Source organism: Peribacillus sp. NPDC060253 (genome assembly GCF_042727425.1).
GTDB lineage: Bacteria > Bacillota > Bacilli > Bacillales > DSM-1321 > Peribacillus.
In genome coordinates this window covers 23,794-37,361 of the sequence record NZ_JBHXAS010000044.1, presented here as the reverse complement: position 1 = coordinate 37,361, position 13,568 = coordinate 23,794, and the positions used below count along the sequence as shown (strand labels likewise).

At 39.5% G+C, this 13,568-nt stretch carries 17 protein-coding genes; 6 read left to right on the top strand and 11 right to left on the bottom strand.

What is annotated here, in order from left to right; genetic code table 11:
- The first annotated feature begins 59 nt into the window (after positions 1 to 59).
- A complete protein-coding gene (locus ACFWE9_RS13480; RefSeq protein WP_230157538.1) occupies positions 60 to 797 on the top strand; it encodes a sulfite exporter TauE/SafE family protein in 738 nt (245 codons plus the stop codon).
- A 51-nt stretch (positions 798 to 848) separates the two neighbouring features.
- Here the strand turns inward: ACFWE9_RS13480 and ACFWE9_RS13475 are convergent, their stop codons facing one another.
- The 4 genes from ACFWE9_RS13475 to ACFWE9_RS13460 all read right to left on the bottom strand — a co-directional run bounded on the left by ACFWE9_RS13475 (position 849) and on the right by ACFWE9_RS13460 (position 3,550).
- Positions 849 to 2,348, bottom strand: coding sequence for an MDR family MFS transporter (locus ACFWE9_RS13475; RefSeq protein WP_377357167.1), 1,500 nt, complete (start codon positions 2,346 to 2,348; stop codon positions 849 to 851).
- A gap of 130 nt (positions 2,349 to 2,478) precedes the next feature.
- On the bottom strand, positions 2,479 to 2,916 hold the full coding sequence (cbpB, locus tag ACFWE9_RS13470; RefSeq protein ID WP_230157540.1) for a cyclic-di-AMP-binding protein CbpB: 438 nt from the start codon (positions 2,914 to 2,916) through the stop codon (positions 2,479 to 2,481).
- 123 nt (positions 2,917 to 3,039) lie between these two features.
- Positions 3,040 to 3,186, bottom strand: coding sequence for a hypothetical protein (locus ACFWE9_RS13465; protein WP_230157541.1), 147 nt, complete (start codon positions 3,184 to 3,186; stop codon positions 3,040 to 3,042).
- A 124-nt stretch (positions 3,187 to 3,310) separates the two neighbouring features.
- The gene (locus tag ACFWE9_RS13460) at positions 3,311 to 3,550 is read right to left on the bottom strand and encodes a YkuJ family protein (RefSeq protein WP_034314086.1); all 240 of its coding nucleotides are present in this window, start codon (positions 3,548 to 3,550) and stop codon (positions 3,311 to 3,313) included.
- 183 nt (positions 3,551 to 3,733) lie between these two features.
- Here ACFWE9_RS13460 and ACFWE9_RS13455 point away from each other — a divergent pair, with 183 nt between their 5' ends.
- Entirely contained in the window at positions 3,734 to 4,693 is a 960-nt protein-coding gene (locus ACFWE9_RS13455) for an MBL fold metallo-hydrolase (RefSeq protein WP_230157542.1), read from the top strand.
- Positions 4,694 to 4,785: 92 nt separating this feature from the next.
- A complete protein-coding gene (locus ACFWE9_RS13450; RefSeq protein WP_061462251.1) occupies positions 4,786 to 5,019 on the top strand; it encodes a glutaredoxin family protein in 234 nt (77 codons plus the stop codon).
- 102 nt (positions 5,020 to 5,121) lie between these two features.
- On the opposite strand, the gene ACFWE9_RS13445 is transcribed toward ACFWE9_RS13450, so the two are convergent.
- The 4 genes from ACFWE9_RS13445 to ACFWE9_RS13430 all read right to left on the bottom strand — a co-directional run bounded on the left by ACFWE9_RS13445 (position 5,122) and on the right by ACFWE9_RS13430 (position 9,343).
- A complete protein-coding gene (locus ACFWE9_RS13445; RefSeq protein WP_377357163.1) occupies positions 5,122 to 5,595 on the bottom strand; it encodes a DUF3993 domain-containing protein in 474 nt (157 codons plus the stop codon).
- A 185-nt stretch (positions 5,596 to 5,780) separates the two neighbouring features.
- Complete coding sequence (locus ACFWE9_RS13440; protein WP_230157546.1) at positions 5,781 to 6,008, bottom strand: hypothetical protein; 228 nt, start codon at positions 6,006 to 6,008, stop codon at positions 5,781 to 5,783.
- 74 nt (positions 6,009 to 6,082) lie between these two features.
- On the bottom strand, positions 6,083 to 7,288 hold the full coding sequence (locus tag ACFWE9_RS13435) for an EAL domain-containing protein (RefSeq protein ID WP_230157548.1): 1,206 nt from the start codon (positions 7,286 to 7,288) through the stop codon (positions 6,083 to 6,085).
- 198 nt (positions 7,289 to 7,486) lie between these two features.
- Complete coding sequence (locus ACFWE9_RS13430) at positions 7,487 to 9,343, bottom strand: SLC13 family permease (protein ID WP_377357160.1); 1,857 nt, start codon at positions 9,341 to 9,343, stop codon at positions 7,487 to 7,489.
- A 163-nt stretch (positions 9,344 to 9,506) separates the two neighbouring features.
- On the opposite strand from ACFWE9_RS13430, the gene ACFWE9_RS13425 reads away from it, so the two are divergent.
- Positions 9,507 to 10,373 (top strand): metallophosphoesterase, encoded by an 867-nt coding sequence (locus ACFWE9_RS13425; protein ID WP_377357157.1) that lies wholly within the window; start codon positions 9,507 to 9,509, stop codon positions 10,371 to 10,373.
- A 170-nt stretch (positions 10,374 to 10,543) separates the two neighbouring features.
- Here ACFWE9_RS13425 and crcB read toward each other — a convergent pair whose 3' ends face one another.
- Both crcB and ACFWE9_RS13415 read right to left on the bottom strand, forming a co-directional pair.
- On the bottom strand, positions 10,544 to 10,906 hold the full coding sequence (gene crcB / locus ACFWE9_RS13420; protein WP_377357155.1) for a fluoride efflux transporter CrcB: 363 nt from the start codon (positions 10,904 to 10,906) through the stop codon (positions 10,544 to 10,546).
- Positions 10,903 to 11,283, bottom strand: coding sequence for a fluoride efflux transporter FluC (locus ACFWE9_RS13415; protein ID WP_230157553.1), 381 nt, complete (start codon positions 11,281 to 11,283; stop codon positions 10,903 to 10,905). Before ACFWE9_RS13415 ends, crcB begins: the two co-directional genes overlap by 4 nt.
- 119 nt (positions 11,284 to 11,402) lie before the next feature.
- Here ACFWE9_RS13415 and ACFWE9_RS13410 point away from each other — a divergent pair, with 119 nt between their 5' ends.
- The gene (locus tag ACFWE9_RS13410; protein ID WP_377357152.1) at positions 11,403 to 11,744 is read left to right on the top strand and encodes a hypothetical protein; all 342 of its coding nucleotides are present in this window, start codon (positions 11,403 to 11,405) and stop codon (positions 11,742 to 11,744) included.
- Positions 11,745 to 12,038: 294 nt separating this feature from the next.
- Positions 12,039 to 12,545, top strand: coding sequence for a YkyB family protein (locus tag ACFWE9_RS13405; RefSeq protein ID WP_230157555.1), 507 nt, complete (start codon positions 12,039 to 12,041; stop codon positions 12,543 to 12,545).
- A 51-nt stretch (positions 12,546 to 12,596) separates the two neighbouring features.
- On the opposite strand, the gene ACFWE9_RS13400 is transcribed toward ACFWE9_RS13405, so the two are convergent.
- Positions 12,597 to 13,502, bottom strand: a complete 906-nt coding sequence (locus tag ACFWE9_RS13400; protein WP_377357150.1) for a chemotaxis protein — start codon at positions 13,500 to 13,502, stop codon at positions 12,597 to 12,599.
- Between the last annotated feature and the right edge of the window lie 66 nt (positions 13,503 to 13,568).

Below are 13,568 nucleotides of genomic sequence, written 5' to 3'. Positions count from 1 at the left end.
ATTTAATTATCAACAAAGTCCGCTTATAATACAAGGGAAAAGAAAAGGAGTGATATCCATTGACGATCATTTTATTGCTGGTCATCAGTTTTGCAGCATCCTTTGTAGGCACCTTGGCTGGCAGCGGCGGTCTTATTGGCATGCCATCTCTCCTATTGATAGGGTTACCGATCCACCAGGTTATTGGTTCCGTCAAGTTTTCGAATATGTTTTCTTCTTTTTCCAGTTTTTATATTTTATTCAAGAAAAAACAGTTAAAACTGAAGGATGCACTCAAATTGATCCCCTTTGCCTTACTCGGTGGTTTTTGTGGTGGTCTGCTTGCTAATTCATTCTCTGAAAAGATGATGAATTTGTTAGCCATCTGCCTTTTGTCGATCGCTTTGATCATGAACTTCATCAAGAAACCAAAACCCTCTACTGAACCGATTTGGCACCTTCCAAAAAGAGTGTATCCATCCCTATTCGGAATCAGTGTTTACGACGGAATGTTCGGACCAGGACAGGCCACCATGCTTATGTATACCTTTTTAAGAAATGGAGCCACTTACCTTCAATCCCTGGCCTTTACCAGATTTCAAACTTTCATCAGCTGTACAGCTGCATTTATCACCTATTTCATTGCCGGTAACATCGCATGGGAGATTGCCATTTATTACACGATCGGTTCCCTTATCGGATCACAGCTAGCCTTACGTGTGGCTCAGAAAATTTCTACTCGACAGTTGAAATTCATTTTACATATGGTCACGATCGCCTTATTGATTCAATTGATCATCCGCGTCGTATTTCCTTAACAAAAGAAGTAAAGGCGAGCTCTTTTATTAGACTGCCTTTTTCTCCTTTCGCTAATGATTCTTTCTTAGTCTCGTTAGTAATATGAAGCTGATTACAGAGAAGATTAGAACGATGATATAAATCGTCTGTAGAGACAGGGTGAGTCCTTCCTGTAAAACCTTTACTACATCTTCAGGAAGCAACCTGCGTTCTTCACTGTTCAACAGTTTATTTGCCGTATCAATCGTCACCCCCGAGCCTGCTGGTGCGTGCTCGTTTAAATAGGCTTGAAGTCTCGTATTCATGATTCCTCCAAGTAAAGCAGCGCCTACCGTATTTCCTAAATTACGCATGAACATATTAGATGCTGTCGCAATCCCCCTGCGTTCCCAGCTGACAGTTTTCTGAATGACGACTAGGAATGAAGTCGAAGTCAATCCCATCCCCACTCCCACAAAGAAAGATCCCATGGCAGCCATAATCGGCCCTGCTTCTGGCTTCATCCATACTAGTATTATGCTCCCAAGGATCAATGCCCCCCCTCCAAGCAGTGAAGTCGATTTGAAACCTATTTTCATCAATAACCTGCCTGAAATCATCGATGCGATTGGCCAGCCAATTGACATGGCCGTCAATGTAAAACCAGCTACAGTTGGCGAACGTTCCATCACACCCTGAACGAATGTTGGAAGAAAACTCGACAATCCAATCATCATTATCCCAGTTGTCAGAGAAACAAGATTTGCGATCAAGATGGAGCGCTCCTGCCAGATTTCAAATGGCATCATCGGTTCGGCTGCTTTCTTTTCCTGAAGAATAAACATAATAAAGGCGATGATGGCCACTGATACTAAGGAAATGACCGGAGTTGAAGCCCATGGCCATTTTACCCCTCCTTCTACAAGGATCACCATAAGAGTAGATATGGATAAAGTCAGTAGCGTCGCACCCAGGTAATCGATCTCACGTTTTTTCTTTTCGATATTTTCGTGAAGGAAAAGCCAAATCCCAATAAAAGATAGTAAGCCCAGAGGTATATTCACCCAGAATACAAGCTTCCAAGTAAGGGACTCAACAAGCAAGCCGCCTAAAGCCGGCCCCATGACCGCAGAAATGCCCCATACACTTGATAGATACCCTTGAACGCGTGCCCGCTCTTCATTTTTATAGATATCACCTACAATCGTGGAAGCTACAGGAGCTACAGCCCCCGCCCCAAAGCCTTGTACGAAGCGATAAATAATGAGTTCAGTCATGGAATTGGCAATGCCACAAAGAAGGGAGCCAATTAAGAAAACAACGATTCCGAATAATAAAACAGGTTTTCTCCCCAAAATATCGGATAACTTTCCATATATCAAGACTGTCACGGCATTCATTAACAAATAACCTGAAAACACCCAGCTGTAAAGAGAAAAACCTCCCAAATCACTTACAATCGCCGGCATGGCTGTCGAAACGATCGTTCCTTCAATAGCATTCATAAACATAGCCAACATGATGGCAGCTAAAATGAATGGACGTTTCAATTTTTTATTCTGTACTTTTGTACGATCCACTGCTTGTACCAATTTTCGCATCCTTTCCAAATTTGCAATAGCAGTTTATAGGTTTTACCTACACCTGGAATAAATATGTAAAAAAAGAAAACTCGCCAATTGGCGAGTCGTGAGGTTACCCATAATGTTTAGCCATGCATATTCATTCAGCTGTATTTTGTTTAAATACCTTTTTCAAGATTGCTCTTCTCGTTAAGATACCTTCAAATACATGATCGTCATTCTCCACACAGACAAAAGGATGATCTATTAACAATTCCACACCCTTAGTCAATGTATCCTCAATATGCAGGCGAGGTATGTCTATATTCATTATTTCCGAAACTTTTTTATTCTCAAGATTATCAAATTCAATTCGTTCCAGTCCCAAGATTGAATCAAGAATGACTGGTGTGCTAATTAAGCCATGCAATTTATACATCGGATCTAAAACAGGAATGGCCGTATATCCACTCTTTGTCAATACCAATAGCGCATGTTCTAAATTATTGGTTACCTGCACGTGGGCCACGCGTTCAGAAGAAATCATTAAATCTTTAACGCTGGATTCCAATAAATCCCCATCATGAGTACCGATCATGTTAAAACCCCTTACCATATGTTTTTATATACAGCTCTTTCTATAGTTTAACATATGTAAGCAGAAAAGGCTCATTCCTAGACCAATAAAAATCCCAAACTGTGGGATTTTCGCAAGAGATCCTTATCCCTTACTAGTTTTAATGTTAACCTGTTTAAAACCGCATTCCGGGCATTGATAAATCACATTTTGGTTGGATTGTGCCGTCAATACATGTTCCATTTCCCTTTCCTCACCGCAAGCAGGGCATATTACCATTGGATTTTTCATTTACATCCCTCCAATTAATAAGATGTCGTTAAAATCACTTCTTCATTCAAAAAGTGAAAAGGGAACGGCTTCATATAAAATAAAAAGCCGCTTCCAAAAGGAAGTCGGCTTTTCGTGATTTTTTTTAGGATTGAAGAAGATCAAAGATTTCAATGGTAATCATATCAATATTATCGAATTGATATTTTGATGATTTCCCTTTATCACTGTATACTTCAAGCTCGAACATTTCTGTTTTGCTGAAATATGTAACTTGGCACTTTTTCACACCATCTATTTCAAAAAAACGTTGAGCAGATTCAGATTCCTTTGCTTGCTCTTGAAGACTTTTCAATCTGGTAAGAATGCCCTGTAATTGAGACATACTCCCTCTCCTTTCTGAATAAAACCTTTTCGATAGGTTTCACTATACCACACTTTTCTATCCAGTATCCACGCTGAAATAAATTCAGAATAATTTAAAACTTCATTCTTTACATGGCACTATTAACAGAATAAAATAAGGAATGGATTTTGTACATGAAAAATTTTCTGGAGGTAGATTCCATTGCAAAACATTAGTGAACTTGGTTATCGCATTTCTTTAATTGACGGTTTTGATTTGGATAGAAGAAATCGAACAGGAACATATGTAATTGCAGATACAGACATCACTTTAGTTGAAACTTCCGCCAGCCCTTCCATCCCCCATTTAATAAAAGGGCTAAATGAGCTGGGAATCGCCCTCGAGGATATTACATCTATCATTCTTACCCATATTCATTTGGACCATGCAGGTGGAGCTGGACTTTTTTTACAACATTGCCCGAACGCCAAAGTGATCGTTCATCCAAAAGGAGCAAGGCATCTTGAAGATCCAACACGTTTGATCGCAGGGGCCAAAGCTGTCTATGGCGAAGAATTCAACGAGCTATTCAATCCGATTTTACCTATACCATTTGAAAGAATGATGACTAAACATGATAGGGAAACCCTACAAATCAGCGATAATTCCTCGTTGATTTTTTATGACACCCCAGGGCACGCAAACCATCATTTAAGCATTTACGATTCCGTTTCTAAAGGGATATTTTCAGGTGACACCGTAGGTATCTACTATCGTGAACTCGATGATGACGGTTTGGAATTTTATTTACCATCCACATCACCAAATCAATTTAATCCTGAAGCAATGCTTGCCGCAGCAAAATTGTATGAAAGCCTCGGCGTCGAGCGGATATATTTTGGCCATTACGGAGTGTCGGAAAATCCAAATGAAGTATATAAACAGCTTCATTACTGGTTGCCTAAATTCGTCGAGACTGCAAAATCGGCATATAGGGATTATAACTCCTTTGAGGAACAGGTCGCAGCAACCAGTAAAAATCTTTTCACGGAGGTCACGGTTCATTTAGGGGAAAAAGGAATTACATCTGACCATCCTGTTTTTGAAATCATCGCCATGGACTTAAAGGTTTGTTCCATGGGATTGATAGATTATCTGGTAAAACAGGACAGTAAAAAGTAGAATAGTCTTCAAGTTTTTTTCCTATTCAAATGTCTTGGCTTTCTCTATAATGAGAAAGTAAACCATACCTAAAGCAAACATGGAGGAATGAAATGAAAGACGTTACGCTTTATACCCAGCCTGATTGCCCTCCCTGCAAAATCATGAAAATGTTCTTTGATGATAATAATGTCGTATACAAAGAAAAAGATATTAAAGCAGATGGACATGCACGTAAAGAACTAACGAATAAATATGGCGCTTATTCCACACCAACGGTCGTCATCGATGGGAAAGCCATTATTGGGTTTGAACTTGACGAAATAAAAAAGGAACTGAATATATAACAAAAAGTCTAGAGAAGGCTACCCTCCTCTAGACTTATTGTTTTCGCTCTCCATGTTCTCAACTTTGACGGGCTTCCCTTTAAAAAACCTCATTTCATTTTTTCACTTTTCATACTTTACGTTATTTACCTTCCAAACACCATTTTCTTTTTTCAATGTCACTGATTCAACATGTTTTTCCATTGATACAGGGCCGTCCCCAGATTCTTGGAATTCTTCCTGAACATAAATGAATTCTCCATTTTTCCCATATACAACTTCTGTATTCTCATCGTAACTGAAAAATGGGATATAATAGGGTGCAAAATCCGATCCAAATGCAGTATACCCGCCATCGACTTTCACTACATTAGCTTGAACAAACTTTTCGATGAAATCATCTGTGAAATGTTTATCCAACTTCCCTTTAATCGCCTCTTTCGTCCGTATTTCCTCACTGATCGAGCCTTGATTATCCATTGCATCTTGTACTAAAGAAAATACTTCCTCTCTATGTAGGCCCTCCGCTGAAGCTGTGAACCCGCCTCCTAAAAAAAGAAGAACACTGGCTAGACATGCAACTAAATATTTACTCATTCCTATCAGCTCCTAGTTATAGTATTTATCTCCTAATGGTTCCTATTACTGCCTATGTATTTCAATACCCGTCCAGAACAAAGCCAAACTACAAAATGCCAATGTCTTATGAGATCCTGCTACAGATGATTTTTCTTCACAATAAAAAAAGAAGATTCCATGGAAGTGAAATCTCCTTCTTACATTTATTGAAATGCATAGTAAAAAATAAAACCGGCAACCAAAATCGTTCCAACAAAAAGAGAAACGAATACCGGGTTTTTTAAATAAGGGTGTTCCTTAACAGAATCATCAAGAGTTGAATCATATCTCGCTTTCACTTTCTGTGCCCTTGCTACTGAATAAGTATAATAGAGCAAATATAAAGCCGTGATTGTTACGATTATGAGTAATATCCAAATGTAGGTGCTCAAAATATGTCTCCTCCAAGCGCGTCATTTCTGCTTATCGTTACACATTTCGAGCGATTATATGCATGGATGTTTTTCTATAAAAGTGCGTCATTTTCATATAAATAACTATAAGAAAGATCAAAGAAAATGTATTCCTTATTATTAAGAGGATATGAAAAGGTCCTGATGGTTTCGCCCGATTCGATATCACTATATAAATCGGATAAAATTCCTTTTTTCTCATTGCGCATCTTTACTATATTTTCGAGAAAATAAGGTCTCCAGCTCCAATTTTTATTCATATAACTCGGTTGGACTAACCATTGCCCGTCCTTTTGAAGGATATTGGGTGATTTTTGATACCCCTCTTCATCACAAATATAAAGACGAAAACATATGGAATCCAACTTTTTCGCTAAAATACCGATAAACTCTTCATGGGAACCTACACTCTTTTGCTGCTTTAAGAAGGTTTGCATATTTTCATTGAATTGCAAAGTCTTTTGATAAACGGCTTCAAGCTTCTTGGTTTCAAGTGAAATGAAGGACTGACATTCTTGATGGAACTTTTCACGAAGTAAATCTTTATTAATGAACTCGCCTGCCGGTTTCGCCAAAAAATACCCTTGATAATACCGTCCCCCGTTCTTCCATGCAAAGCGAAGCTGGTATTCGGACTCAATGTTCTCAAATAGTAAATTTGCGCCGATTTTACGTGCAAGCATGCTTAGAGAAAACAAGATGACCTGATAGGCATCTCCACCAGAAATGCGAAGCTGGTCCAGGTTAACTTTTAAAATATTCGGGGAAATCTGCGCAATTCGGTCCAATTGCGTATCTTGTCCTAAATGATCGAAAGCTATTTTAATACCATATGTTTTAAAATAAGCGAGCACATGCTGTAAAGGATCAAAGTTCTCCGGACTGATTGTGTCTGATAATTCCAGCACAATCCGGTGCATTTCCTCAGGTTGAAAATGACGATGTAAAATCTCCATGAATTCCTCGCCATGATCCAGCATAAGCAAATTTGGATCTCTGTTAATAAATATAAGAAAATCTTCACCATAGTCTTTTATTCTTTCCAAGGCTATTTCAAGAACGTAATTATCCACTTCCACCCTATACTCTTCGGGCACAGTAGAATCGTGAAAAAAAGAGCCAAGGCTTTTATATTCAGATTGTTCCTCGTAGCGCCCTAAAATTTCATATCCGATTACCTGATGTTGATCTGCACTGAAAATCGGTTGAAAGAATGGTGTCACCCTGTCTAAATTCTTTAATATCTTTTCTGTATCCATGATGCATCTTCCCCCTAATTACGAAACACACATATGAAAAATTATACCATTAGTTTCTAGCATTGATAATAAATAATTTAAATTCCTATACTATACATCTTTTTTCAGCCCTTTAAAAATTCCTCCATCAACCACTCCTCTTAATGAATCTCTCATGGAAAAAGGCATTGTCCACAAATGGAACAATGCCTTTAGCTTTCAGAAAGGGAAGAACCATGGAATCGTGATGACCATGATAACGCCAATGAAGATCTGTATGGATATCCCGATCATGATGAAATCCTTATACTTGTAATCACCAGCTGTCATGACAAGAGCGTTGGTTGTGGCAACCCTAGGTGTGGATAACGCCAAACTGCCAGCAACAGCAAGGCATAGAAACACAGGAAGAGGATCGATTCCTTGATTTACTGCGGATGTCAGGGCAATGGGCGTCATGATAACCACCGCCGCTCCATACGGGATGAATTGACTCAGGATCAGTGTCAGGAGATAAAAGACGGCTAATGTACCATGTGCCCCGATATTACTGAATATAACGGCAAGCCAATCACTTATCATTCTCACACCACCCGTATTATCAAGGGCAGCCGTAATTCCAAACATAGATGCAATTAATAAAACAGGTTCCCAGTTAATCTTTTGGTATGCATCTTCCATTGAACGGACACAGCCTGTGATCACCATCAACAATGCGGCCGTCAATACCGATAGCATAGCAGGGATGGATTCGATCGACAAAAGAACGACCATCAATGCAGTGATGCCCAAAGCAATCCATGCTTTGCCCTTTGATTGGACAGGTGAGCCATCCTCCGAGGTACTTCCAATAACGATGACGTCCTGCAAATCAGAGGAAATCCTTTCAATGTTCTCCCATTCTCCATGTATCAGGATTGCATCGCCGGGTTTTAGTCGTTCCGTCCCGACATCCGCTTGAATATATTCACCATTGCGATTGATCGCAAGCACATTACATTGGTATTTCTCTCGGAAATGTACATCGATCAAGGTTTGATTTTCATAATCGGAATTCGGAACGATCAATATTTCCGTCAAACCAAATCTACTGCTAAGAAAATGTTTTTTTATTTGTTCTGTATTGAAATGTTTGAACTCCAGTTCATAGTTAAGTGCCAATCTCTCAACAGCTTCTTCTTCTCCAAACACCAAAATGATATCATCAGGATGCAGCACTTCATCCGCTCTTGCTGAAATCGTCAGCTGTCTTTGCAACAGCGGCAACTGCTTATCCTTTGGCTTCCGCTGAATTTCAATTAAAGTCAATTCATACTGGATAGGTAGCTGAAGATCCGACAGCCTTTCTCCCACAATATCGGAAGAGGCGGGTATATGCAGATAGTGCAATCGATCATACACTTTATACATGCCGGCAAGCTCTCCTGCCGACAATCCCTTGACACTATTGTTCGCGGCAATCGTTTTCTCCGGCAGCAACAGGCGGCCAAGTGTCAACATGAAGAATAAACCTGCTGCAAAAGCAATTAAGCCGATTGGTGTAAAGTCAAAAAATGATAATGTAACGATACCGTTTTGCCTTAAAACATCAGCAACGATCATATTGGAGGGCGTACCAGTAAGTGTTAATAGTCCGCCAATACTGCTCGCATAGGCAAGAGGCAATAAATACCTTGTCGGACTTGTTTTTTGTCGTAAAGCCATGCTCATAACAAGTGGAAGCAGAATGGAAACAATTCCTGTGCCGCTTAAAAATGCACTTAATATTCCAGCCGTCAGCATGACGATAAGCAGCGATTTCCATTCACTGCCCCCACATAAACCTAACAACTTATTTCCTGCCTTTTCCACGATTCCTGTATTTAACAGGCCGGCACCTACGATAAATAGTCCTGCCAGCATAATTACCACTTGATTCGCAAAAGCGGCCACAAGTTCATCCAATGTAAGTATTCCAAGTAACCCTAGTATGGATAGTGCACTAAGTGCAATTAAATCAGCGCGAAATTTTCCTTGTATAAAAAGCGCAATAGCGCATAGAAGTATAATCAGTGTAATAAACATTGGTTCGGTCATCATGTTACCTCCGTATAGATGTTCAATTTCAAACCGGATAAGGTTTCATTAAACACCAGTTTACATGTTTTGCATATGCGTATAGAAGCTATTTTCTTCATTTTATGTATATTGTTTGTTAGTATGAGGAAGTAACATTTTATTATTAGATAGGTTGATTAATTTGAATAAACCCATATCCAGAAGAACATTTCTAAAAAAAAGCCTCGGTGCATTGGCTACCGTAACGGGTTTAGGTATTGGCGGAAACTATTATGCCCATAATTTGGAGCCTAAGTGGTTAGAAACCAAGCATATGGTAATCAGCCATCCTCTTATCCCTAAAGGTTTTCATGGCATGAAAATGATCCAATTCAGTGATACGCATTTAGGCTTTCAATTTCAGCTTAAAGATTTACAAGCAATTGTCAATAAGATAAACCAACTGGATCCGGATGTTATTTTATTTACCGGAGATTTAATGGACCAGCCTAACAAATATGAGTCTCAACAGAAAATCCCTTCTGTTTTGAATCAGCTCAAAGCGCCACTTGGAAAGTTCAGCATCTACGGTAACCACGATCATGGGGGATATGGCTCTGAAATTTACAGCGATATCATGAAGAAATCCCACTTTACCATGTTGCAAAATACCTCCACCAAGATTTCCTTATTAACGGCTGAAGAAATATTCATAGCAGGTATTGATGATGCAATGCTTGGAAAACCCGATTTTGAAAAAGCCCTTGAAGGCATTCCAGAAGAAGCGTTTACCATTATGCTCTCACATGCCCCTGACCTAGCGGACACATCAAGTACTTACGATATCCAGTATCAAATAAGCGGTCACAGTCATGGTGGACAAGTACAAATTCCGTTCGCCGGAGCCCTTGTCACACCCCCATACGCTGAAAAGTACCGTGAAGGCACGTATGAAATTGATTCGTTAACGTTACATGTTAATAGAGGTCTTGGCACTACCCGTCTTCCATATCGCTTTCTTTCACGCCCTGAGTTAACGGTTTACGAATTCAAGGCAGAAAAAAGATAGGAAAAGAACACAGGGGAAAACTGCCAGACTTATTAACAAAACCTGTGCAACGAAAAACAACTTGTTTCCATGTATCATTTTATAATGGATTCTTAAGAATTATAGCATTAGAAGTATAATTGAGAAAACCAGGTTTTATTTACCAATGATCGGTGGTAAGTGGGACTAGGTTATACCATACTTAAGTAACCACACAGAAAAGTGCCGATACAACCTAAAACCGACACCGTTACATAGATAAGGCTATCTATGTAACGGTGTTTTCCAATAAGTTCGAGTGTTTCCATACTGAATGTGGAAAAGGTCGTAAAGGCTCCGAAGAAACCTATTGCCACAAATGCTTGTAAAGAGAAAGCCCAGCTTTCTTCCTTAGGAAAGACAATTCCCAAACCGAAAGAACCAATAAGGTTAATCAGTAAAATACTAATAGGTATTGAACCAGCTGGCAATAGCCTATTAAAAATATTCTGTAAAACATACCTAGAGGCAGCACCAAGAAAGCCTCCGATAAAAACTGATAGAACAGAAATCAAAGGGTCTCACCTCTCCGTCTATTAAAAAGGCCCAGTCCAAGAAATCCTGCAACCAAACCAAATAAAAGCGTGGCCCCAAGATACAGACCTGCATATAGCATCGATGTCTGTAGTAAATTCACCATTTCTTGGGAAAACGTAGACATCGTAGTGAAACCTCCACAAAACCCGCTGCCCCATGCTAAAAAAATAAGCGATTTCTTTTTCGAGGCGAAATAGCCGTTTATCAATCCAAGTAAAAAGCTGCCTACTATATTTATTAAGAGGGTACCAAACGGGAAGAAGGAATGGTCAGTCGTCAAGATTATGCAATAACGCAATAAAGCTCCCACTGCTCCTCCAATTCCAACGGCAAAAATGCTTTTAAACCGGCCCATTGTAGTCACCTCAAATTTTTCTCACAAGTAGATTCATTATAACAGATTAAGATGAAACAGGCTCTTTTCGAAAAAAAAACCATACTATATAAAGAATTTGAAAAAAAAGGAGGCTAATTATGCAATCACAGTATTTTCCTTACTACCACTATCCACAAACCATAATGCTCCAGAACGAATATAGAAATGCATATAGGAATGAATATGATCCAGAATATTGGAATGACGAGCGATTCTTTCCTTTCTTTCCTCTATTAGCGCCTGTAGCATTTGTTGCAGGGTTAGCTATTGGACCATTGTTATTCAATAACCGTCCACCATTCTATGCGCCATACCCTCCATACCCTCCCGCTTACCCTCCTTATCCTGCTTACCCTCCATATCAAGGTTTTCAGGGCTCCCCCCAACAATTCGGCGCACAGGCTGGAGTTTCTGAAAATATCAATATATACAATCGATAAGGAACGGATAGAAGGCGAAGGCGTCATTCAACGCCTTCTTTTTCTTTTCCAAAAAGGTGTCTGATTGAAATTTACTTTCTTATATATTTTGAAGTGGTATAATATGAAATGCATAGATGGTAAAGTGTTGGGAAATGATTGACATACCGAAGAGATGTACATGCATTTATATTTTTTACGATAATCAGCCAAAGTAGCACATCCGTCTCTATATCAATCAATATAAAAACAGGTATTTATTGAAGGAAGGCTTCATCGTTCCTTCTAACCTTATTAAGAAAAGGAGTTTCCATAATGAACCAAACGAAAGGACATTCTGAAAGGGATGAGTTTTCGATTAATTCCCTTGCCCAAGCCGTGTTTATTGTTAACAAACATGCAAAGACTGCGTTGGAGCCTAAAAATTTATATAATTTAAAAAGGCTCGCATTAAGCAAGCTTATGCAAGAAGGAAAAGCGAAGAAGATTGGACTTCATTTCTCTGATAACCCTCGGTTTGCAGCACAACAATCCGACGTGATTGTAGAATGCGGATCATATGTTTTTCATCTACCTCCCACTAAGGAAGATTTGAAAAAACTACCCCACCTCGGCAGCCGGGCAGCATCCATACGGAACCCTAAAGCTGCGTTGTCTTTATCCAAGGCAAAACAAATTCTCCAATCTTACGTTGGACAAGCTGGTGAAAAGCAACCGAACTCCACCAAAACCGAGAAAAGGGCTTACGGACGCAGTTCTGTCAAGCAACCTTTTCACAATCCCTTCCCATCCTCGTTTTTGGGAAAAGGTTCCAAGTATTAAGGGTAAATTAAACGGGCCTTGAGGTAATTCCTCAGCGGCCCGTTTTCACATTTATAATACAAGTCTGTCTATCAACTTTATAAGCTCCGCAATTTCAGGTTTGCTGATTTGTGCGTCAGCCCCTACGATCTGCCCCTTATGGCGCAAGCTATCCGTAATCAAAGAAGAGAAAATAATGACCGGCAATATTGAGAGCTCACCACTTTCCTTTATTCTTCTAGTCAAATGATGACCATCCATTTGAGGCATCTCAATATCAGTAATCACCAATTGCACTACTTCTTCGACCACTTTTCCAGATTCAATCAAATTCTCTAAATAATTCATGGCATCAAGACCATTTTCATAAAACTCCAAGTACTTGAATCCAGCCTCAGACAATGTATCAAACAGCAGCCTTCTCAATAATGGGGAATCTTCTGCAATCAGGATTCTCTTGTCTGAGTTTTGCCGGTTGCCGAGCTTTTTAACCTGCTGGATGTTTATACCCGATTCCGGATTGATTTCGACCACTATTTTTTCAAAATCGAGTAACAGTAACATTTCACCATTTAATTTTATGACCCCGATAATCTGACTTTCCAGTCCTTGATACATATCCGATGGCTTTTCGATTTGGGACCACGAAATACGGTGTATCTGTGTAACCGTATGTACATGGAAAACCACTTTTTGCTGATTGAATTCCGCGACAATGAACTTATCCTGCTCAGGAGTTTCAGATGGAGGAAACCCTAGAGCATCCGCCACATTCACAACAGGCAGGACTTCTCCGCGGAGCTCTATGATCCCCTCAACATTTGAATGGGAATGAGGGACAAGTGTGATGGGTACAGGATTAATGATTTCCTTCACCTTGATTACGTTAATGCCGAATTTATTCTTTCCGATGCCGAATTCCACTATCTCCAGCTCATTCGTTCCACTTTCCAATAATATCCCTTTGTTTGCTTCCATTGGTTCATCTCGCCCTTCTCTTACTTTTTCAATTTTAGTTCCATAAACCATTTTACTAAAGCAGAA